General features: G+C 43.5%; 19 protein-coding genes. 9 read left to right on the top strand and 10 right to left on the bottom strand.

Translation table 11 applies throughout. The annotated features are described in order from the left end of the window. Positions 1–156: 156 nt before the first annotated feature. The gene (locus FFM80_RS10875) at positions 157–1,038 is read left to right on the top strand and encodes a sulfite exporter TauE/SafE family protein (protein WP_137640813.1); all 882 of its coding nucleotides are present in this window, start codon (positions 157–159) and stop codon (positions 1,036–1,038) included. 800 nt (positions 1,039–1,838) lie between these two features. Further along, on the top strand, positions 1,839–3,230 hold the full coding sequence (gene asnS / locus FFM80_RS10870; RefSeq protein WP_137640812.1) for an asparagine--tRNA ligase: 1,392 nt from the start codon (positions 1,839–1,841) through the stop codon (positions 3,228–3,230). A gap of 704 nt (positions 3,231–3,934) precedes the next feature. Here the strand turns inward: asnS and FFM80_RS10865 are convergent. Beyond that, positions 3,935–4,741: a MerR family transcriptional regulator gene (locus FFM80_RS10865; protein WP_137640811.1), complete on the bottom strand. Its 807-nt coding sequence runs from the start codon at positions 4,739–4,741 to the stop codon at positions 3,935–3,937. A 91-nt stretch (positions 4,742–4,832) separates the two neighbouring features. On the opposite strand from FFM80_RS10865, the gene FFM80_RS10860 reads away from it, so the two are divergent. The 3 genes from FFM80_RS10860 (at position 4,833) to FFM80_RS10850 (ending at position 6,835) form a co-directional block, all read left to right on the top strand. Continuing rightward, positions 4,833–5,777: a zinc-binding dehydrogenase gene (locus FFM80_RS10860; protein ID WP_137640810.1), complete on the top strand. Its 945-nt coding sequence runs from the start codon at positions 4,833–4,835 to the stop codon at positions 5,775–5,777. After that, on the top strand, positions 5,770–6,111 hold the full coding sequence (locus tag FFM80_RS10855; RefSeq protein ID WP_137640820.1) for an MmcQ/YjbR family DNA-binding protein: 342 nt from the start codon (positions 5,770–5,772) through the stop codon (positions 6,109–6,111). Before FFM80_RS10860 ends, FFM80_RS10855 begins: the two co-directional genes overlap by 8 nt. A 166-nt stretch (positions 6,112–6,277) precedes the next feature. Further along, entirely contained in the window at positions 6,278–6,835 is a 558-nt protein-coding gene (locus FFM80_RS10850) for a biotin transporter BioY (protein ID WP_137640809.1), read from the top strand. 83 nt (positions 6,836–6,918) lie between these two features. Here FFM80_RS10850 and hflX read toward each other — a convergent pair whose 3' ends face one another. Beyond that, positions 6,919–8,205, bottom strand: a complete 1,287-nt coding sequence (hflX, locus tag FFM80_RS10845) for a GTPase HflX (RefSeq protein WP_137640808.1) — start codon at positions 8,203–8,205, stop codon at positions 6,919–6,921. A gap of 202 nt (positions 8,206–8,407) precedes the next feature. Next, complete coding sequence (locus tag FFM80_RS10840) at positions 8,408–9,559, bottom strand: RNA-guided endonuclease InsQ/TnpB family protein (protein WP_137640807.1); 1,152 nt, start codon at positions 9,557–9,559, stop codon at positions 8,408–8,410. Between the two features lie 330 nt (positions 9,560–9,889). On the opposite strand from FFM80_RS10840, the gene FFM80_RS10835 reads away from it, so the two are divergent. Both FFM80_RS10835 and FFM80_RS10830 read left to right on the top strand, forming a co-directional pair. Then, positions 9,890–10,327 (top strand): NUDIX hydrolase, encoded by a 438-nt coding sequence (locus tag FFM80_RS10835; protein WP_137640806.1) that lies wholly within the window; start codon positions 9,890–9,892, stop codon positions 10,325–10,327. A 141-nt stretch (positions 10,328–10,468) separates the two neighbouring features. Continuing rightward, a complete protein-coding gene (locus FFM80_RS10830) occupies positions 10,469–10,783 on the top strand; it encodes a DMT family transporter (RefSeq protein WP_137640805.1) in 315 nt (104 codons plus the stop codon). A gap of 306 nt (positions 10,784–11,089) precedes the next feature. On the opposite strand, the gene FFM80_RS10825 is transcribed toward FFM80_RS10830, so the two are convergent. The 6 genes from FFM80_RS10825 to FFM80_RS10800 form a co-directional block, all read right to left on the bottom strand. Next, positions 11,090–11,743 (bottom strand): histidine phosphatase family protein, encoded by a 654-nt coding sequence (locus tag FFM80_RS10825; protein ID WP_137640804.1) that lies wholly within the window; start codon positions 11,741–11,743, stop codon positions 11,090–11,092. Between the two features lie 11 nt (positions 11,744–11,754). After that, positions 11,755–12,411 (bottom strand): histidine phosphatase family protein, encoded by a 657-nt coding sequence (locus FFM80_RS10820; protein WP_137636052.1) that lies wholly within the window; start codon positions 12,409–12,411, stop codon positions 11,755–11,757. Positions 12,412–12,585: 174 nt separating this feature from the next. After that, positions 12,586–14,118, bottom strand: coding sequence for a hypothetical protein (locus FFM80_RS10815; protein WP_137640803.1), 1,533 nt, complete (start codon positions 14,116–14,118; stop codon positions 12,586–12,588). Next, a complete protein-coding gene (locus FFM80_RS10810) occupies positions 14,108–15,190 on the bottom strand; it encodes a hypothetical protein (RefSeq protein ID WP_137640802.1) in 1,083 nt (360 codons plus the stop codon). Before FFM80_RS10810 ends, FFM80_RS10815 begins: the two co-directional genes overlap by 11 nt. A 245-nt stretch (positions 15,191–15,435) precedes the next feature. After that, positions 15,436–17,292, bottom strand: a complete 1,857-nt coding sequence (locus FFM80_RS10805; protein ID WP_137640801.1) for a cation:proton antiporter family protein — start codon at positions 17,290–17,292, stop codon at positions 15,436–15,438. Between the two features lie 18 nt (positions 17,293–17,310). Beyond that, complete coding sequence (locus FFM80_RS10800) at positions 17,311–18,234, bottom strand: GrpB family protein (RefSeq protein ID WP_137640800.1); 924 nt, start codon at positions 18,232–18,234, stop codon at positions 17,311–17,313. 242 nt (positions 18,235–18,476) lie between these two features. Here FFM80_RS10800 and FFM80_RS10795 point away from each other — a divergent pair, with 242 nt between their 5' ends. After that, entirely contained in the window at positions 18,477–19,490 is a 1,014-nt protein-coding gene (locus FFM80_RS10795; protein WP_171001088.1) for an ATP-binding protein, read from the top strand. Between the two features lie 98 nt (positions 19,491–19,588). Here the strand turns inward: FFM80_RS10795 and FFM80_RS10790 are convergent, their stop codons facing one another. Continuing rightward, positions 19,589–20,227: a DedA family protein gene (locus tag FFM80_RS10790; protein ID WP_137640798.1), complete on the bottom strand. Its 639-nt coding sequence runs from the start codon at positions 20,225–20,227 to the stop codon at positions 19,589–19,591. 321 nt (positions 20,228–20,548) lie between these two features. Here FFM80_RS10790 and helD point away from each other — a divergent pair, with 321 nt between their 5' ends. Next, entirely contained in the window at positions 20,549–22,855 is a 2,307-nt protein-coding gene (gene helD / locus FFM80_RS10785; protein ID WP_137640797.1) for an RNA polymerase recycling motor HelD, read from the top strand. Positions 22,856–23,208 lie beyond the last annotated feature (353 nt).

Raw genomic sequence — 23,208 nt, 5'->3', positions numbered from 1 at the left:
GTTAAATTATGTTCCTAAAAGTTCGATAAATATAATTATACGGATTATAACTGTTTTGAAATGTTCGGGTCAATCAGTCGAGGAGCATGGCTAATCTTTTGGCAGCTAAATTAAAGTCAGGTATAATCTGAAAGGTGAGAGAGAAGAGGAACGAAAATGGTAATTGCAATTGTGAGTTTCCTGACGCTAAGCAGCGTGGGGTTATTTGGGTTGTTATGGCACGGTGCCCGCCAACAGCAGCATCAGACGACTGGCCGTGAGTTTGGGGCGGGGATGGCGATTGGTGCCGTGACTGACTTTTTAGACACGTTAGGCATTGGAAGCTTTGTAACGACGACGGCCATTTTTCAAGCGAGTCATTATTTAAAAGACGAACGCAAGTTGCCGGGAACTTTAAATACGGTCCATGCGATTCCTACGGCCGTTGAAGCCTTGTTCTTTGTGACGACGGTTAATGTGGAGCCATGGACGTTAATCAGCTTAGTCGTGGCAGCGGCGGTCGGGGCGGTTATCGGCAGTGAAGTGATGGTCAAGCTGAATCAACGGCGGATTCAATTAATTATGGCGGTGGCGTTAATTGTGACGGCCTTAATGATGGCAGCCAAGTTATTAGGCTGGATCAGTCTACTCGGCATCGCTAATCATGCGACCGGTCTACGCGGTTGGCCATTAGCGATTGGGATTGGTGGTAATTTTATCCTCGGGCTATTAATGGCGGCGGGGGTCGGCCTGTACGCGCCATGTATGGTGATGGTTTACTTTTTAGGACTGACGCCAATTGCGGCTTTTCCGATTATGATGTTATCTTGTGCGCTATTAATGCCAAGTTCGGCGGTTAATTTTATTCGCCGTGATCGGGTTGACTATCGAGGTTTGTTCGGCATTATTGTCGGTGGTATGGTCGGCGTGGTCATTGCCGCAACGGTGGTCAAGTCATTATCGTTAACTGCGCTCAGTTGGCTAATTGTGATCGTCAGTCTATGGACGGCGCGGTCATTATGGCGCGCAGCCGTGCGACAAAAACATCAAATGGTTTAACGTAGTATCGTATTAATAGTTGTCCGTCTCCGTTGACCAGCATGATTGCGGTGGGGCAGACCTGCAGCCGAAGTGCGGTCTGCAGGGCGCTTTCAAGCCGAAAACCACGTCTTAAAAGTCGGCCCAGACACTAACCAGGGTAAAAGTCACCCTGCTAAGTGTCTCGACACGGCAATTATGCTGGTCACTGCGACTATTGTCGGTGTCCTTATTAGTTAATCGTATAAGGTCAGCATAAGTTTGAATGGGTATAAACATATTATTTAGCGTAGGGTGGGCTGGATGATGCTCAGTGGTGTCGTTTATCTTGGCTGGTGATTTTCCAGCTTAGATAAAGCCCGGCTTATGAGACCGCTCTGTGGCTCATAAACGCGGCCACCACGTTCCAGCATCAGTCCAGACGACCCGGAGTGGCAAGTGTGAGCACAATCGCTGATTTTTTTAACCTGAAACTTCGGTTGTTTCAAAGTCAGTTCTGTGCTAATCTAACAATAGTTATATATCATTAAAAACAATAACAGCGGATAACGCCACATCGAAAACACCGTTTTAGCGAACTAAGGATAGTGCAAGCTTAGTCGAGTGATCGATGCTGGATAACCCCGTTGCTGTTGCGGGCTGAAAGATTACAAGTAAGCCTAGCCGTGTCCACCACGTTATCAAGTGGGAGCGTATGTTAGTACGTGAGTTAAAGTTGATTTTTAAATTAAAAATAATTTGGGTGGTACCGCGGAAAGACCTTTCGTCCCTTGTGATAGGGATGTTGGGTCTTTTTTTGTGCCACACGAAAGGGGTTTATTATGCAGGAAGTGTTAGTTAAAGATTTATTCGCTGGCGAACAAATCGCCGAAGACGTGACCGTTGTCTTGACCGGTTGGGTTAAGACCGTGCGGGGGTCTAAGCGCGTTGGGTTTATTGAATTAAGTGATGGGACAACCATCAAGAATGCTCAAATCGTCATGCAAAGTGACCTGGACAACTATGACGACTTGAAGAAGTTGCCATTAAGTTCCACGATCCGGGTTGAAGGGACGGTCGTTTATACGCCTGATGCCAAACAACCTTTTGAAATTCATGCGCAAAAGATTGAACTGGTTGGGGCTTCTGACAACGACTATCCGTTACAAAAGAAGAAGCATTCTTATGAATACTTGCGGACGATGGCACATTTACGTCCTCGGACCAACACATTTTATGCGGTGTTCCGGATTCGCTCATTAGCTGCTTTTGCCATCCATCAGTATTTGCAAGAACATGGCTTTACCTATGTGAACACCCCAATTATCACCAGCAGTGATAGTGAAGGTGCCGGTGAAATGTTCCGGGTCACGACTTTGGATATGAACGACTTGCCAAAGACTGATGACGGTAAAGTTGATGACAGTAAAGATTTCTTCAAGAAAGAAACTAACTTAACGGTTAGTGGTCAACTACCAGTTGAATCATTTGCGTTAGCTTTACGGAACGTTTATACCTTTGGCCCAACTTTCCGGGCTGAAAACTCACATACGTCTCGGCATGCCAGTGAATTCTGGATGATTGAACCTGAAATGGCCTTTGCTGATTTGGATGACACGATTGTCGTTTCTGAAGAATTATTAAAGTATGTAGTTAGTTATTTATTAGACCATGCCAAAGACGAACTCGATTTCTTGAACGGTGCCGTTGATGAACACTTACTTGATCGGTTACACAACACGATTGATGAAAAGTTTGCGCGGATTACGTATACGCAAGCGATTGAAGAATTGAAAAAAGCACCGGTTAAGTTCGACGTCCCTGTCTCATGGGGCTTGGACTTACAAGCTGAACATGAACGTTACTTGTGTGAACAAGTTTACAAACGCCCAACCTTCTTGACCGATTATCCACGCGAAATCAAAGCATTTTACATGCGTGATAACGATGACGGTAAAACGGTCGCTGCTGCTGACTTGTTAGTGCCACAAATCGGTGAATTAATTGGTGGGAGCCAACGTGAAGAACGGCAAGCCCAATTAGCTGAAAAGATTAAAGAATATAACTTGCCACCCGAAGAATACGCTTGGTATTTGGAACTTCGGAAGTACGGTGAAACTGTACATTCTGGTTTCGGGATTGGCTTTGAACGCCTCTTGATGTATGTCACTGGGATGGAAAACATTCGCGATGTGATCCCTTACCCACGGACACCAGGTAACGCTGAATTCTAATTGATTAATGATGATTCCTCGCAATTATTGCGGGGGACTTTTTTCTGTTAATTTGAAATGGCTAGTGATCGGTGTTAACTTGCCGCTCCGGGTGGCCTGGATTGACGCTGGAACGTGGTGGCCGCAGTTGCAAGCCAAAGGGCGGTCTCGCAAACTGGGCTTTGACTAACCCGAGTAAATCACTCGGCTAAGTCAAATTTTACCACTGAGCGTCATCCAGTCCGCCCTGCGCTAGTTGAGTGCCAGCTAATGAATTAGTATCATTGATTAAATAGGTTGATTTTGCGTAGTAGATTTGGTCGTCATGGTTATGTTGATTGCTGGTAAGTTGGTGATTAGTCTCAATTTAGATAGTGTTTAAATTGAAATTCACGGAATACTTGGTACTAGTTAGGCTACGGGATACTTTCCGAAGATACGGCTAAATGTTTTAGGCATAGCCTCTAATTTTATTGGTGACTTCATGACTATTCACTTAATTAACGTCGGGCGGTCCAGAATTGGCTCAGTGGTGTCGTTTGACTTAGCCGGTGATTTTCCGGGTTAGTCAACCCCCGGCTTATGAGACCGTACTGTGGCTCATAAACGTGGCCACCACGTTCCAGCCGATTCTGGGCCAACCAAAGTGGCAAAAAATGCTAACTTAGAACTTAACAAGCCGTACACTTTGCTATCAAAGTGTACGGCTTGTTAATTGGAATTGGTTATTGAAGTTGATATTGTAAGCGGACTAAATCAGAAGCGCCTTTACTAGTGAATTGTTCATTCAAATTCATTTGCCAGAGTTGATCACTGATTTTAAGTTGCTTTTTCTGGATATATTCGGCTAAGATCTGTAAGGAAATACAGATATTTTTCATATCATTAGTCGTGTCGATGGCGACATATTGACCGGCTGGCTTTTGTAATAGTGGTAAGTCGCCCGTATCGGTGCGGGCATCGATGGCTTTTAAGATACAGAAGGATGCCGTGGGATAACCGTTGGCGTCACTCTGGGGTAATTGTGTTAAAAAGCCGGAATCTTGTTGGTTGACAAGTTTGAGTTTGCCTAATTGCGCATAAAAGTCCGTGTAGATTTCGGCGACTTCGGCTTCGGTACAGGCGACCGATTGACGTGACCGACAGAACTGGGTCGCCGGCGTGGTGGTGATGAACGGTTGATTTTTTGTCACGGATTCGGTCGGAGTCACTTGATCAAAGCGTGTTTGCAGGGTCGTTTTAAGAATACTCAAATTGTCGATCTGCGCATCGATTTTTGTAAGGACAGCTTTTAAGTCCGTGTCCAGTGAGTTGGTCTGACGGTCGTTGCTTAGTTGTTGAATGGCAGCAATCGACAGGCCTAAGTGCCGTAATTCCAAAATAAAAGTTAATTCGTAAAGTTGGTCATAGGCGTAATACCGGTAGCCGTTTTCAGCGACCTGTTTGGGCTTAAACAAGCCCTTTTCATCATAAAAAATTAGTGTCCGCCGGGTCGTCCCCGCTAACTTGGCAAATTTCTGAATAGTTAACATCAAAGCACCTCAAATTAAAACTTGACTGTAACGTTACGTTACACTCTATACTTAGTTTATTGAAAAAGCAAAATAATTGGAGGATGATTTTATGCGTGCAGTGGTTATTGATAAGCCTGGAGATCCTGATGTGATGCACTTAGTTAACCGGCCCATTCCAGTGGCAACCGACCATCAATCCGTGATGCGGATTCATGCGTTTGGCGTCCATCGCTATGAAGCATTGACTCGAGCAGGCGGATCGCCATCAGTCAAGTTTCCCCGGGTAATTGGGGTCGAAGCTGTTGGTGAGCTTAGTCAAGTCTCAGCCAATAGTCCTTTAAAAGTTGGTCAAAAAGTGATGACGATGATGGGTGGCTTTGGTCGTGAAGTCGATGGTAGTTATCAAGACTATGCGTTAGTTGACGATGCCAATCTGTATCCAGTTGATTTTGCTGGTGATTGGGTGACCTTAGCCCAGTACCCAGAGAACTTTTACACGGCCATCGGAGCGATTGACTCACTAAAGCTAAAAGCCGGGCAGACCTTATTAGTTCGCGGTGGGACGAGTGCGGTTGGACTAGCGGCGATTAAGTTAGCCAAAGTCATGGGCTTAACGGTCACGGCGACGACACGCCGGCAAACTCAATTAGCGGCACTGATTGATAATGGTGCGGATCAAGCGGTGCTAGATGTGGATAATCAGTTGGATACGGATGCCCAATTCGATGGAATTATTGAGCTAGTTGGCACGGTCACGTTAACGAATTCGATTGCGCACCTGAATCCTGGTGGCGGGGTTTCTTTAATTGGCTTGTTAGCAGGCGAATGGATTGTGAAAAACTTCAATCCTTTCACGTTGGCAGGGAAGACGTTAACCGTCTTTGATTCCACAATTGTCCAGCAATCGCTGATTGATGAGATGTTCAAGTTGATCAATCAGTATCAGCTTGCAATTCCAATTCCGCGGGTCTTCAAGCTGGCAGACATTGTGGCGGCTCATAAGTATGTGATGGCGAGTCGTGAACTGGGGCAAGTCATTGTGGACAATGACTGAAACTGAGCTGATTAAGCTGGTACTTGATCAGACGGATGGTTATTTGGATTTTCCGTTTAATCGACCTGGTCAAAAAGCAACGGTCATCTTTTCGGTAATCAAACACCGCCGTAACGGTAAAATCGTGGCGATGGTGTATACCCAAGACGCTCAAGTGTTGATTGATGTTAAATTAACGCCGGCTCAAAATGAGGCGTTACGCTTGTCAGCGGGTGTTGAACCGGGACGTCATCTGAACAATCAGTACTGGACGACGATTAAGGTTAACGAGACGGTGGTTTCAACTGTCGAATTGAAAAATATTATTAGGGAAAGCGCGCGGTTGACGCGTTAAGAATTAAATTTAAGGTAGCTAAAACTTGCAGCATGGTGCGTTTTAGCTACTTTTTGTGTGCTTAAATTGTTTTTATTCACAAAAGGAATTGTCGCCGTTAAAAAAGTATGTTATTTTGTTGTTAACCAATAATTTAATAAAGGTTAACAACTTAGGAGTGAGCAAAATGGACAAATCAACGGCACCGCTTACATCACGCACGATTACTCAAATGGGTCTATTCTTAGCGCTAATTATTGTTTCAGGCATGTTTGCATTACCCATCCCGGGGTTGGGGGTGCCAGTCGTGCTACAAAATATGGTCATTATGCTAGCCGGGGGCTTACTGGGAAAGAAGGTAGGTCTGTTGACGAATGGCCTCTTTTTACTATTGGCTTTCGCTGGGCTACCGTTATTAGCTGGTGGTCGTGGGGGTGCGGCGGTTTTCTTAAGTCCCAGTAGTGGCTTTTTGTTAGGTTATCTAGTTTGTGTGCCAGTCATTAGCAGTTTATCGGGCTGGCTTGGAACTCAGCACTTCTGGCAGTTGTTTATTGTCTATGTCATCGGTGGCGCCCTGTGTATTAACTTTTTTGGCAGTTTTTCGTTGGCTTATTATAGTCATTTAAGCTGGGCAAACGGCTTGAAGATGGCGGCAGCCTTTGTACCCTTGGATATGGTCAAAGCCGCTCTGGCAGCATGGTTACAATTACGGTTGCAAGGCATCTTACATTTTGAAACTAAATGATGGGCTATGTTTTTTAGCACTCAAAAAAGCTACTCATGACAAGCAATCCGCTTATCATGAGTAGCTTTAGTTAACCGATCAGCTTAGGCTGGTGTGACGATGTATTTAGCATAGCGTTGGGCGTCAACCGCGTTCAGTTCAACGGTGAGTTGCGTCCCGTCAGCCAAGTAATCAGTCTTCAAAATATTAGCATGGTCGTTCAAGTAAGCCACCACATCACCATCATTGAATGGAATCAAGAGGGTTGTCGTGATGTAGTCCTTGAAGACTTTTGCTTTGATCATTTTGGTTAAGACTTGAATGGATTTTTCATCTTTAGCTGCATAAATCAATTGATCGTCGGTTTGGTTCGGATAATTAGCTTCGGTCAGATCGGCCTTGTTGTAAGCATACAACATCGGCACATCATGAACGCCGATTGCTTTTAAGGTCTCTTCAGTTGTCGCCATCATTTCCTTGTAATGTGGGTCGGCATAGTCGATGACTTGGATCAATAAGTCAGCGTTAGCGGCCTCGGATAAGGTCGAACGGAAAGCATTGATCAAGTTATGCGGCAAGTTGCTGACGAACCCAACGGTATCGCTCAGTAACAATTGTTTGTTATCTGGGAAAGTGAGTTGGCGAATACTGGTATCCAAAGTGGCGAACAACATGTTCTTTTCAAAGACTTGCTTATCTTCACCTTTACCAAAAAGTTTAACTAGGCCGTTCATCGTTGTCGATTTACCAGCGTTGGTATAGCCAACTAATGCAACGTTTGGTAAGCCGGCTTTGTCACGTTGCGCACGACGGACTTCTTCGTCTTTGTTCAATTCCTTCAGTTCATGCTTGGCATGGCTGATTCGGTCTTGAATCGTCCGGCGATTTAATTCAAGTTGGGTTTCACCAGAACCACGGTTGGTAAAGCCCCCGCCACCACCAGCAGCGGCCCCAGCTTGTTGATCCAGCCGGTTAGAAATGCTAGTCCGTAAACGTGGTAATTGATATTGTAATTGGGCAATTTTAACTTGTAACTTGGCTTCTTTACTGCGAGCGCGGTTACCAAAGATTTCCAAAATCAATCCCGTGCGGTCGATGATTTGTAACCCAGTCTCGGTCTCTAAGTTCCGAATCTGGCTAGGCGTCAAATCAGCATTAACAATCATGATGTTCAATTCTTTGGCTTCCGCCATTTCTTTAATTTCGACAACTTTTCCTTTACCGAAGAAAGTCGCAGGATTGGGTTTTTCTAGGTTTTGATCGATGCGTAAAGCCGCTTCCATGTGGTTCGCTTCGACTAACGCTTCTAGTTCTGACATCGCATAGTCATAGTTGGCGACAGTCTTGTTCATGCCGGCGATAATGACTGGTTGGACAAATATTTCGGACATTCAATCACGCTGCTATGCAAAACATGGAGAAACGTAGAAAAACAGCTTCTGCTTCTACATTCAGAGAGGTTGCATATTTCCTTTCTTTTATTTTGCTTACTACCGTTATAACGTTGGCATTCCAGTATTCCTAGTTAGAAATACCACATTGACCAGCTATGATAGTTTAAGGGCTAAGCCAGCCCCTTCGTATTATATTTGTTTAGATCAAAGCTAATAGATTAGCCACGGCGTTTTCGTCGCGCTCAAGTTTAGCCCCACAATGGTAACAATCGTATTCATTATGACGGGTACCATGTTGTTGATTACCTTGTAAACCAACTTTATCTTTACCTTGCTTAATATAACCGCAAATTGAACAACGTTGTGTGGATGGATAGAGTCGATCTGCTAGGACCAACTTTTTCCCATACCATTGGCATTTATAAGTTAGTAGCTGACGGAAATACCCGAACATTGATCGATGCAAGCCTTTCGATGCGACATGCGTCATTTGCATTTTCTTCACGGATAAATCCTCAATCACAATCGTATCAAACTGGGTAACCAGCATGGTCGTGAACTTATGCATCAAGTCATGTTGACAATCAGCAACTTGACGATAGTCTCGTTGCAACTTGTTTTTCATTGCAAGATAAGCTTTCGTTTTAGTTGCCTGTTTCCCATTAACTTGACGTTTACGTGCCAATTGACGTTGATAGAACTTAATCCGGTTGTACAAGCGACTCAATTTGAGTGGCAATGTTTTTAACACACCCAACGTATAGTTCAGGTGGCCAACATTTACATCCACGGCCGTCACTTGATTAGTCTTGATTTTCAGTTCAATAGTCACTTCAAAATTCAAGCAGGCCCAATAAATACCATTCTCACGATAAATACTAACGAACTTTAAGTTTCCACTTAAATCGACCTGCCTATTAAAACGGATATCATACCAATCTTTGGCATTATGTGGTTTATCCAACCGTAATTTACCCGCGACTAACTTAGCACGGTCAGTTTTGAATCCTTGGCGCGGTGCCCGCTTAGACTTAAACTTTGGTCGCCCCCAATCAGGTTGAGCTTGATCAAAGAAGTTCTGCCAAGCATTTCCTAAATCAGCAACCGCTAATTGCAAGGTTCGCGCTGACAAACCGTACTGCCAGTCAGCTTTATTCGCCACTAATTCATTGCGAACTAGCCATTGACTAGGCCTGGGATTATCGTCAGCGCTTAAGCAATAGGCTTCGTATAAATCGTTCCAGGTTGCTAGTGCGTTGTTCCAACAATACCGTCGATAATTACATAAATCATTGAGAGCCATCTGCATATGACTGTTAGGAAATAATCTGACCTTCTGGGTTCTAATCATGCTAATAAGCACCTCAACATCGGTAAAAGTTAGCGTAAACAATCACTCATTACGTTACTTAATCAATATAGCATAATAACTCGAAGCTAATCCTAAATTTACACAATCAATACCTACTTTACACGATTAATACAAAGGTGGCTGACCATTGTGGTGATCATATTCATACTATCCAACTCCATGTTTGCTTTCTTTAGATAATATGAATATTTTTTTATAAAACACTATATTTTAGCTAACAGTCAACACCTCCCCATGCTATAGTAGTAGTTTAAGTATAACATGGCGCATCGAAATATTAATGATGTGAGTATTATGGGAGTGATAAGGTTGGGATATGTCTTAGACTTACGGCAAAAAGTGGGGCACCAGCCACTCGTAGTGGTCGGTGCCGCGGTGATAGCGACTAATTCGGCTGGACAATTATTGTTAGTTAAGCGGACTGACAATAACCAGTGGGGGTTGCCTGCTGGTTCCACGGAACCGGGCGAGACTACCGTCCAGACGGCCCAGCGTGAATTACGTGAGGAAACTGGTTTAACGGTGGCCGACCTGCGATTAGTCAACGTGTACAGTGGGCCAAAGATGCATTATGTCTATCCGAATGGGGATGTAATCGACAGCGTGACGATCTTGTATCGTGGGCAGGTTGCTGGTGGGCAATTGGTAACTACCACTAATGAAACATCGCAGGCCAAGTACTTTGACCCAGCCAAACTGCCGACAGCGTTGACACCCTTAACGGCTTATATGCTGTCAAGCCTGTGAACTTGACGGGTAATTTTAAATTTGCTAGAGTAAGGGTATTAATTAAATAATAACTGTCGCCGGACAGCGTGCGTCAACTTCCATAGGTCATTGCGGAAGTTGGCAATCGTTGGCCGGTTTTTTATTTAGGAGGAAATGAGCATGACATGGATTTATTTAGTAGTTGCCGGGTTGTTTGAAGTGGTTTGGGCAACGATGATGAAGTTAAGTAATGGATTTAGTCACTTAGGTTATGCGGCTGCCACGGTGATTGGGATGATTTTAAGCTTCGGCTTTTTAGCGTTAGCAACGAAACATCTGCCGTTAAGTATCGCTTATCCCATCTGGACCGGGATTGGCGCAGTCGGGGCGATTCTTGTGGGGCTGGTATTCTTTAAGGAACCTATTGCGCCGATGACGTGGGTCTTTATTGCGATGCTGATTATTGGGATTATCGGTATTAAAGTGACGGGTTAGTCTCACTGCGAGTTAGCTTGCTGATTGGCCGGTCACTACGACTTAAACTAGTTTTTTAAATTGAAAGATTGGTTTTGACCGTAATGGGTTGATCCGGTCGTTTAGTGCAGGGTGGGCGGGATGATGCTCAGTGGTGTCGTTTTACTTGGGCGAGCGATTTTTAGTAAAAGCCCGGCTTGCGAGGCTGTTCTATGGCTCGCAAACGTGGCCACCACGTTCCAGCATCAATCCAGCCCAACCGGAACGGAAAACTCAGACTATCAAAAAAAGCCGCACTGCCAACTATTGACAACGCGACTGCTGAGCTTAGATTAAATCTTGCGCATAACTAACAACTTTAATGTCATCACCATCGACATCTAAGCGGGTGAGACTGCCGTTTTTCGGCCCAGTGGTAATATCGACATCGGGGCCAAAGTGAGAGACGATACTCCGAATCGTCGTCCCATGTGAGACGACCAATACCTTTTCACCGTGGTCATGATGGGACTTTAGGTAATCAAAGCCACCGTTGAGCCGTTGCCAATAAGTGGCATTATCTTCGGCTTCGTGCATCGGATCAATGGCTTTCATCATGTCACGAGTCTGTTCGATCTTGATGTGAGCGAGCAGTTCGTGCAAACTAGTCACATTGTATTGCTTACCGACCAGTGACCAGACGCGACTGCAATCGTCACCTTCATAATAGCCATAAAAGACTTCCCGAAAGTTGGCGAGCGGTGTCAACGGTTCGTCAGCGTGATTGGCGGCCGCTTTGATTAGGGTAGCGGTGTCCATTGCACGCTTGGAATCACTAGAATAGTAATGGCTGAAGTCGACATCGGCTAGGGCCTGCCCAACTTTGGTGGCGATAGCTTTGCCGTTATCAGTTAGCGGTGAATCAGACCAGCCTTGCATCCGATTGTAGAGGTTAAAATAAGTCTGGCCGTGCCGGACGAGATAAATTGAAAATTTTGACATGATTGCTCCTATTATTCGATGTGGTCTTTTTTACCGAGATAGTCCAAAGTGATGGTGTCGTCGGTAATCGTGAACTTCGTGACGCTCCCATTTTGGGGCCGAGCTGGCGACGTTAAGTTAGCAACTTCAGCGGCAATACTGTAGATCGTGTTGCCGTGACTGACGAGCAAGACTTTATCGCCATCATGGGCCTGTTGCCGTAATTCAGCTAAGCCGCCGTTAACCCGTTTCCAGAATTCAGCGTTATTTTCCGCTTGGTGGAACGGATCAGCCTCTTTAGCGAAATCCTTAGCTTTGTGAATGCCATATTTTTCAATGATATCAGAAAGGCTTGGGGCTTGATGAGGGGCTCCAATTTCGAACCAAGTCTGCGACGTATCATCGCCTTCAAAGTAGCCATAGAAGGCTTCCCGAAATGCGGGCATTGGCGTGACCGTTAAGTCGGCGTTACCACTATTCGGCAAGATCAACTTGGCGGTGTTCATGGCCCGCGGCATATCGCTAGCATAAGCAGCGTCAAAAGTGACGTCTTGCAACATCTTACCGGCGTTAATGGCATCTTGTTCACCGACAGTAGTCAGTGGTGAATCACACCAGCCTTGCATCCGGCGGTATTTATTAAAATAAGTTTGACCATGACGAATCATGTAAACTGAAAAAGTGGACATTTTGGGAACTCCTTATTTGAATACTGTAATAGTCAATTCCAACTCTACTATTCTATCATATGCCGATGAAAGTTAGGGTAATCCTTATATGTCAAAACTGTAAATCGAAAGATGTTTAAGATTTAAAATTTTCAAAATATCTTCAAAATATTTAAGAAGTTCGGAAAACTTCCTTTAATTATTCTCAGATTTGTGTGTAATGTCGTGTGAGACTGATTTAGCATCTAGGGTGCCTATGACACCATCTTGAATGATAATTTTTTTATCGAAAAAAGTATCTGTCTCCTGATTGGTGGCAATTATAGTTTGAAATTCAGAAAATTGTGATGTGATCATTGATAATAAAACGTTCAAGTTCTCTGTATCCATTTCAGAGGAAGCCGGTGAATCAAAAATTAAAGGTGGCTGAATGTTGTATGTATCATATAAGTAACGCAATATGCCTAGTCTATATGAAATTACAGTTAGACTGCGTCTTGCTCCGGATTCACTTATCTTACTTGCAAGCAAACGATTATTGTGGTGATTAATGGACCCCGATAATCCGATTTTACTTGCTAAGAATACAATTGTGTTCCAAATATCAGAATAAGCAGGTGTCTTTTTTATATCTTCTTTAAATTCTTTATTGTTTTTTATTGCAGCAGTACTGATGTCTGAAGTTGCAGCATGAGTATCTTGAAGACTAATACCCGATGATCGTAACAAGTCCAGGAGGTGTTTAAAGTTATTTTCACTATTAAATAAATTTTCTGGATCATTAGGCTCTGTATGAGTTGAAATCAGAACATCTCTTTTTTCTTTTAGGTTGTTTAATTCCTTAGACATGGTATTTTCCATATGACGATAGTGCTTTTCAAATTCAGTTAATCGAGTATTCAAATGTCTATCTTGTATAATGTTTTCATCAGTAACGTTGACAATGTTTTTTCCAACTTTAATTTTGATTGAAAGCTTTTTTAAGAGGGAATTGAAATTATTTTGATCCTTAAGACTTGAACTGTAAATCATTCGTTTGTTTTTAATGCGTGTTAGTTCAAGCTCGCGCTGACTGATTTGATCATTCAAATTCTGAATGTCACTTTCTACGTTGGCTAACTCAGCATGAGTATCCGGACTAATGTGGTATATTGAATTCAGTAGATTACCAAAGTTTGTAGTTTCTTTTTTAACTTTATCCAGAGATTTTTGTTTACTGAGAAAATCTTGATAGTCTACTTTTCCCAGAGATGCAAGTAAGGATTCAATGGAAATTTTGTAGGAACGGTCATTACCTAGTCTTTGCGTAACTACATTTCTATTCCATGCCTTATAACCACCATCTTGATCAAAGTACATAAATCCAAGTAATTGTGGCAAAATATCTACTGGAACATTTGGAAATATTAATTTCAGAACTTTATCTTCATCATTTGGAAGTGAATAGCTATTTTCATTATCATCTGATTTTAGAATGACTTTATTTCCCTTGCGATTAATTGAGATAAAAGGTGAATCCTTAAGTGTGATAACAGTTTCCGAATACATAAGCTTAAATTGGTTTGTTAATGAGACATTAAATCCAAGTCCCCAAATGAGAAATCGTATCAATGATGTTTTACCCTTGGTGTTTTTTCCGTCAGAAGACATTAGTGTGGAAGTGTCGCTCAGTGAGTATTGTTTTGGTGCAGTATTTGAATAAATTATATTGATTGAATCAATTAGCATTTTTTATTGCTCCTTTGTTAAAAAGTCTGGACATTAGCTCTTGTTCCTCTAGGCATCTTGCCAGAGCAAATCGAGTTAGGAGTCGCTGATCGCTTTCTGAGAGATTGTTGAGTTTGAAATAAGGTAAATAATTATCAAGGTAAGTATCTGTGAACTTTTCTGCATCTTCATCAGAGTAATAATAATCTACTATATCCTCCAGTCTAAAGTAATCAAGAATATCAGCCACTAATTGTCTATTAAATTCTTCCATTGAAATCGTATGTTCAATTATATCGACGAATCGATCGTATATTTGATTGATCTTTTGAGGATTGTACCTGCGACCGAATAAATCAGTCTTTGATAGGACATTATCAACAAGTACAATAGCGAATAAAAATTCAGTTCTGCTAAGTGCAAATTTTTGAGATGAGTTTGCAAATCCTTGATTAAACCAGTACTGTCTGAGCTTTTTAACGCTAGTATTAAAATGGTTAGTATCCAAAAAATCTTTGATAAGTAGATCTAGTTTTGAAAAGCGGCGGTCTCCAGATATATTAGTGAATCTACAGGTTCGAATTGACAGTTGTTTTAGAAATTGTTCGAATGATGAATTAAACTCATTGGAAGATAGTTCAGATATATCTTTATCTTTACTATTATGTAAAATATCATAAAGAATCTTTACCTGTCGTTCTGTCAATTCAGTGCCCAGTATGTCCCCATATTCGTTAGTATGAAAATTGGTTTTTCCTCCCTTATTCTTACCTAAAGGGTAGGGATAATTGACTAGATATTTAAATTCAGAATTTTTTTGTTGCTTTAAAAAGTCTTCAAATAGTCCAGTGATGGCAGATGATAATTTTTCGTTCCACCCAGTATTATTAGTTTCTTCAGCATCAATTTCCGCATAGGATTTTGCTTGACCAAAGATAATGTGATTGTTTGATAAAGTGATTTCGATATCTTGCAAAGGTCCTTCAACGTTGATTGAAGTAGCTTCATTGATGTTATTAATTGCTAATGAAATGGCGGTGACAATTTGAAATTGCCATCCAAATGACGATGGTTGTGCACTTCTATCAATCATAATGGTTCTCCTTACGTGAGCACTGTCTGGAAGTTTCTTTAAAAACTATACTATGCCTTTTGTTACTACTTGAAAAGGAAAGAATACACAGAAGTATTTGGACTATTCGTTAGTGGAAAATTTAAGGATAATCAGAAATAATATTATCAAAAATACCAAGTACCCAATGCGTTTACTGACGCAAGGATACTTGGTATTTTGGTGAATTTATGAAGAAAATGTGTTTTATTAAAAAACTAAATGCATTAATTAGCCGTTGCCAAAGCCTGGCGAATCCGTGGCGCATCTTGTTTGCTACCCGTGAAGATCAAGCGGTCACCATATTGAATGGTCGTACTCCCATTAGGCACGATAATCCGACGGTTACGGATCACCTGACTGATGGTAATGTCTTTAGCAAATTGCAAGTTCTTGATCTGTACGTTGGTGTATAAGTGGTTGACCACGCGGACTTCGTAAATACTGTTTTCGGTATGCTGCAACATGAGTAAAGTCGATGGGGACTCGATCAATGAGCGCAGCAACGTGATGTTAGCTTCCGGCGTGTTGTAGACTTCGATACCGAGCTCACGTAGTTCGTCTTCGTGTTCATTCAAGACATTGCGGTCTTCAAAGCGCACGATGATTCGGCGAACCCCATAATCATGGGCCGCTTTGGCTAACTCATAATTACGTTCAGCGTCGATATGTCCCAGGACTAAGATATCGGTATCAAAGACCCCATGATCTTCCAAGTCTTGGGCGGTGAAGTTTTCCATCAGTTCCACCGGCGCTTGGGCGTGGTACGTCTTGTAGTTTTGTGGATGGTTCGTATACATCTGCACGTCATACCAGCCTTTGCGCAGCTGCTGGGCGACAGGAACGGTACTGAGATTAGCACCGATAAAGTGCACCGCCGTCTTGACCAGATCTTCTTTTTCCGCTGAATAGAACTTGTTAAAAATTAACGGTGAGACGATGCAAGTTAAAAGGGCCGCGAGTAAAAAGGCGCCGGATTGATCGGCAGTAATCGTCTTCATTGCCTTGGCAACACGTAAGACGGCCAAGACCATCGTCATCGTGGTTGCGGTTAAGGCGGTCCCGGCAATCGCATTGGCGTGTTTGAAGCGTAACTTTAAGACCCAGAAGCCGCCAATCTTGGCAATCATGTAGGCTAAGAAGAACAGCGGAATTAAAAGTAACGTTTTGCCGCTCGTGAGTAAGGTCCGTAGATTCAAGTCAACCCCCGTCGAGATGAAGAAAATTGGGATAAAGAAGCCGTACCCAATCGAATCCAAACGTTCGCGCGTGCTTTCGCTAGGCTGGAGGAGCTTCAAGACAATCCCAGCCACGAAAGCACCGAGGATGTTTTCAGCGCCAACCGATTCAGCGACGGTGACCATCGTGACGATTAAGAAGAAGGCTAAACGAATATCTAATTGGGTGGTTGATTTATTGATATTTTGGTAGAAACGGAAAAATGGCTTGAACCGCAATAATAAGAGGGCGGCGACCGCTAAGATCAAGAGCAGTAACCACAAACTTTGTGAATCGCTACCATAGACCGAGGCGTAGAGTGTCAGGCCCATCATCGGAATCAATTCCCCGAAAACTGAGATTAGGAGCACCGTTTGGCCAAAGGCTTTGCTTAAGAGTTCCTTTTCCTTTAGCGCGGCAATCACAATACCGAGTGAAATCGTGCCGAATAAAATTGTGGCTAACCAGAAGTCACTGAAGAGCCCGGCAACTTTGAAAGCGGCGGCTAACAAGAGTGATAACACGACAATTGTGGTGTACGCATAAACCGACAAGCGAACTGGTGAGTATTTCGGTAAGTTGCCGGCTTGTTTGGCTTCCAGCGGGGTCAAAGCGGTACGGCGCTTTTTGAACAAGCTGAAGTCGATTTCAAGCCCACTCAAAAACAGTAAGACAATGACGCCAATCGTTGATAACTGGGAGATAGAACTAGTCATTGAGACAATGTTGAGTAGGCTTGGGCCGAGGATAATCCCAATGATGATTTCCATCACCGCAGTTGGTAAGCTGTTGATCTTGAATTTTGCCATCACTAGCGGTACTAGTAAGGCGGCAAATAAAATAATGACTAATGATACTTGATCCATAATTGTTCCCTCAATTCGTTAAGACAAGTTTAACTGCGTATCGTCCGCGCCCCAAAAGGCTTCGTTGATCTCTGGGTTGGTGAAGACTTGGAGTAGTTCCGCCACGCTTGGTGCCAGCTTATCAGGGGTCAGACTGGCGAGTGGTTGCCAGCTAATGGCGCCTTCATAGGAGCCCGCCAGCAAGTCACCGCTAAAGTCGGTCGTGGTATAGAGCGTGCCTAGTGAGACGTCTCCCGCATCGTTTTCGACCCAAGTGACCGTCCCGACTAATTTTAACTGATTGACAGTCAGGCCGGTCTCTTCGTAGACTTCGCGGCGCATAGCATGGACTTGCGATTCGCCGGGATCAACGTGACCGCCGGGAAAGGTGAGGCCAGTCCATTGGGCATCGATTTTATTCTCAACGACGACTTCTTGGGTGGCTGGATTGATTATCAGACACATGTTGACTAATTCGGCGCGGACAGTACGGTCGTGGTGCTCGTGTTGGTCCTTTGTTCGTAACCACTCGGTCGCTTTGGCATTAATCCCAGCCACAAAGTTAGCTTTCGCAGCGTAATAGTGGGCGTCAGCGGGTAACCCTTGGCGGACGGCCGTGTATTTGCGGCTGTCAGTTCGATGGGCATTCAAGTAATCGCGAAAGTTAATCAAGGTTTGGTAACGCGCCTCATCTAGACATAAGTGCAGGTGAAACGGTTGTCCCGCCACGATTAGCTGGATGGTCTGAGCTTGTTCCGGTACGGGCTGGCCGTGAATCGCTTCAGTCGCGGCGGTTAAGTCGGGGACTAACAGCGCGATATCGATAATCGGTCGGGCTAAAACTTTCGGCATGGCGGTACTGCCGATGTGACTGCTGGCTTTAAGCCAGGGTTGATCGTGAAATTGCTGTTGCAACTGGTCAGCTTGGTGGCGCCAGTTGGGGTTATATGAGACTAACTGCATTGATCATGACACCTCCGAATAGTGGTAATCCTAAGAAAGGATACACTTCTTAGCCGGATTTTGAAAGAAAATGCATGAATTTCAAGAAAAATCTGGGTTGGGTCACTAAAAAAGTTGATACTGGTATTGAAGTCGGAAGAAATTATTTGTTAATTGTTTATTATGAAGACTTAGGATCAGGTATCTATCTGGTTGATTAATCATGATATAATCAATTGAGGATGAGACAAGGAGGGATAGGCATGGTTTGGAACCGCAAAAAAGCTGAGGTTGAACTAACGAGGTGGTTCACACCTAGTAAGCCCGCAACTAAGAATTATGTGGATCGAGGAACTCTAGATAGGACGATTTTTCGTGAATTTTCTCAACAAGGTCGACAAGTCTTAGTTTTTGGTCCAACTGGCGCCGGTAAGACTAGTATGGTGCTTGATAATTTAGCCAAGTTAGAAGAACAATATCAAACTAAACATATCCGAATAACGATGACAAATAAGACAACCATTGACTCTTTTATTGCCGATGTAGCGAATAAATTAGAATTAAATCGGCAAATACAAACTGTTATGACAAATGAAGATAGTCGAAAAGCTGAAGGCAGTATCAAAATACTTAATTGGTTTTCTACAAAGTTTAGTGGGCAAAATCGTCGTACGCAACAGGCTGTTAATGAGCAGTATACGGGTAGTGATGATTTTTTAATTTTGGAGCAGGCATTATTCAAGCGGAATACTGTACTAGTGGTTGATGATATGGAGAATCTTACCGATAACGCGACTGATTTAAGAATTAGATTAGCAGAAATTGCGAAGAATATGTCGGATGATGCAGTTAATTATGAGAAATCATATGCAAAAATAGTATTTGTTGGTATTGCAAGTACAGCCGAGCAGCTTTGGCATGATGTTCAATCTTTAAAGAGTCGGCTAGCAACGATTACAGTGCCATACCTAAATGTTAATGAAAGTCATCAAATTATAAAAACTGGTTGGAGTAAGGCTAAGCTTGAGAGTTCTGAAGCACAAATTGAAAAGACTGCGTATATTTCAAGTGGTATCGGTAAGGTGGTTCATGAGTTACGACATGATGATAGTAAAGGTAGTAGTTCAATTAGTCCGGCATTGACTCAATTAAAAAGTTCAAAGTTAGAAATTTTAACTAGCGAGGACCGCAATTCTTGGCGTTTCCTAGATCCGATGTTTAAAGCTTATGTGCGAGAGCACAAAGCGGAACTTTTATTAAAGAAAATCGGAAATTAGTCATTCTTAAGTTAGTTCCAATTCATTGACGAATTGGAACTTTTTTAGAATAAAAAACGCTAGTACTCAAACTAACGTTCTTAAATTAAATTCAATTATTAATTGACGAAATGGCGTCGTCGTAGTGTTTTAAATAACGTCATCAGCGCGGCCGGAATAAGCGCACAGGCCAGAATGCCTAAGAAGAATAACGACAAGTGGTCTTGAACGAAATCGATCGAACCAAAGAAGTAGCCTAATGAGCTACCAACCGTGACCCAAATGCCAACGCCAAGTAAATTCCAAAGCGCAAAGGATTTTTGTGGCATCTTAGCGGCACCCGCTGATAGTGGTACAAATGTCCGAATCAATGGAATGAAGCGGCCAAACATGACGGCTTTCGAGCCATATTTACTGAAGAAGTGTTGGGCTTTAAGTTGCTTGTCATGTGGCAGATGGCGTTGTAGCCATGGTAGCCGAATCAAGTGGCACCCAATTTCAAAGTTGACGGTATCGCCAATTACCGCGGCGATGAAGAAGACAGGCACCAGCACTTGAATATCTAAGCTAGTATGGGTCGCGGCCATCGTACTGGCTAAGAAAATCAATGACTCACCAGGTAAAAATGGGAAAATCACCATGCCAGTCTCTAAGAAAATCACGGCGAATAACATGATATAACTCCAGTTACCGAGCGTGGTTAATAGGGGCACGAGAAATTGTTCTAAATGGGTTAAGATCTCGAGTACATTGGCCAACGGAAACACCTCACCTTGTTAACTTTATTTTAGGCGTCTACCTGCCAGAATACTAGATGTAAGCGGTAACTTTTTGGGCGATTTAATGAAAGTACAAGTATCATTAATAAAAGTTTAGGAGTTGAGTGGTTAGAGTTGGTTACCACTTTGGTTGAACCAAAATCGGTTGGAACGTGGCCACCATGTGCCAGCGTCAATCCAGCCCAACCGCAGCGGCAATTAAAATAACCTTACAAAAGCACATGAACATGGCTTATCGATTGAGTCTGCGCGCTGAAAGGGCTATAATTATTGTTCGATATTTATGAATGGAGGACGCTAATGACTAAGTCGATTAAAGCTGCTGAACAAGCGCACCTGGATGATGTGGTAGCGAAGATTCGCGTGGAAGAGGGCAAGCAGAGCCAAACCATCGAACGTTCGGAACACGATCAAGCCGATATTAAACAGAATTTTTATAATGATGTCAATATCAAGACCGACAGTTATGAAGGGATGATGGAAACGGGGCTGTCCGTCCGGCAACAGCAACAAATGCTGGATGAACGTCAAAATAGTTGGCAACATGCCACCAAGCAACTGTCCACGTTGAAGAAGCTGGAAAAGAATGCTTACTTTGCCCGGTTGGACTTTCATGAACACGGTGAACCTGCCACCGAAACCATTTACATTGGGCTTAGCTCATTTTCAGATAGTCCCGACCATTTCTTGATCTATGACTGGCGGGCGCCAATTTCGAGTATCTACTATGACGGTGGTCTGGGGAATGTGACTTATCAGACGCCGGATGGGCAACAAGCCGTTAACGTGAAGTTAAAGCGGCAATTGATGATTGAAGATGGTCAGATTGTGACCGTCTACGATACCGATGAAGCAGTCGGCGATTCGATGTTGCTCGAAGTCCTTGATGAAAAGTCAGATACTAAGATGAAGAGTATCGTGACGACGATTCAAAAAGAACAAAACACGATTATCCGGGATACTAGTTCGGACTTGCTGTTCGTACAAGGGGCCGCTGGGTCTGGGAAGACGTCTTCAGTCTTACAGCGAGTCGCCTACTTGCTGTATCGTTATCGTGGTAATTTAACGGCTGGCCAAGTGATCTTGTTTTCACCAAACCAGTTATTTAATGATTATATTAACCAAGTGTTACCTGAACTGGGCGAACAAAACATGGTCCAAATGACGTATTACCAATATGCGTCTTACCGGTTGCCACATATGCAGGTGGAAACCTTGCAACAACGGTTTGAGACTGAGAATACCCCAGCGATGGCCAAAATCACGAAGCTGGAAGGTAGCTTAGCGTTCTTCAAAGCCGTTACGGCGTATGGCGCCCATTTGGAACAAGCTGACATGCGTTTTCGTAACATTACGTTGAACGATGAAGTTTTGATTCCACGGGATAAGATTAAAGAAATCTATTATTCATTTAATGAAAACTATCATTTAGGTAACCGGTTGTCCGCGACCAAGGAATCCCTGATTAAAATCTTAAACCGTAAAGTGGCCGCTGAAATGCGTTCGAAGTGGGTTGAAGATGCGGTGCAAGACTTGTCACGCGAAGAGTTGAATGATTTTTATGGTAATCAACCACGGGAATTTAAGAATGGCGACGAAGAGTTCAAGTTCTTAGCTCGTAAGATCGTGATGAAACGCTTGGGCGCAGCGCGGACGCAGATTGTGCGGAACCGGTTCTTGAGCATTAACATGCAATACGCACACTTCTTACGCCATGTGCCTGATTTGGTTCATTTGGATAAGTATGGCATCAGTCGTGACGATTGGGAGACTGCGGTTGAAGCAAAGTTAGCGGCGATTAAAGACCGCCACATTTCATTGACGACCGTGTCCGCCTATATGTACTTGCATGATTTGATGACCGGACGCAAAGGCCAGCGTGAGATTCGTTTTGTCTTCTTAGATGAAATTCAAGACTATAATGCCTTTCAGTTGGCCTTCTTGAAGTTCAGCTTCCCGCAAGCCCGCTTTACGATGTTAGGGGACTTAAACCAAGCCATCTTCACGAAGGAAAATAGCCATACGTTGATTGGCGAACTCGAAACGTTATTCGATCCTGAAAAGACGCGGGTCGTCCAATTAACGAAGTCATATCGGTCCACCCAACAGATTACCGACTTTACGAAGGAAATCTTAGTTAATGGGGAAGCCGTGACGGCGTTTGATCGCCAAGGCGACTTACCGAACTTAGCGGTGACTGCTGACTTTGAAAGTGCGGTTGATCAAGTCGTTGATCAATTGGCGATGAACGATTCTGACCGCGATACAACGGCGATTATCGGGAAGACGTTAGCGGAATGTGACCGGTTGACCCAAGCCTTGAAGGCGCGGGGCGAACGCGTTACCTTGATTCGAACCGAAAATCAACGGTTAGCGCCGGGCGTGATTGTCGTGCCATCCTTCTTAGCGAAAGGCTTGGAGTTTGATGCGGTCATCGTCTGGAACGCCAACGCGACTAATTACCAGCGCGAAGATGAACGGCAACTGTTATACACGATTTGTTCACGGGCGATGCATGAATTGACCATCGTGGCGGTCGGCGAATTGTCACCACTGTTAACGCGGGTGGATCAAAGTTTGTATACCGTTAATGAAGCGGCGGTTTAATCTGGTAACAACGAGTCATCCAATTTTAAAAGTGTACGACTAATAATAATCAGCGTGATGACTGTCTTCGGATAGTCGTTGCGCTGATTTTTCGTTGTTAATACGCTTGGCGCTAGTTAAAATTGCCGCCTGCCGGTTGGTTCCTAAAACGCTGGAACGCCATGGGCCATTTTGAAGCCAAAGCCCGGTCTTCAAAACTGGCCTTGGCCTAAGTCCGAGAAAATCACTCGCACTAAGGCCAACGACACGGCTGAGCATTTTAGAAACCAACCTCTCGGCTAAATTCGTGGTCGAAAATAGATAATTATTAATTCTTGTTAACTAACGCCGGGCGGGCCAGAATTGGCTCAGTG

It is taken from the genome of Lactiplantibacillus dongliensis (assembly GCF_005405105.1).
GTDB classification, from domain to species: Bacteria; Bacillota; Bacilli; order Lactobacillales; family Lactobacillaceae; genus Lactiplantibacillus; species Lactiplantibacillus dongliensis.
The sequence above is the reverse complement of the archived record's forward strand: the minus strand, read 5'-3'. Positions and strand labels throughout refer to the sequence as shown.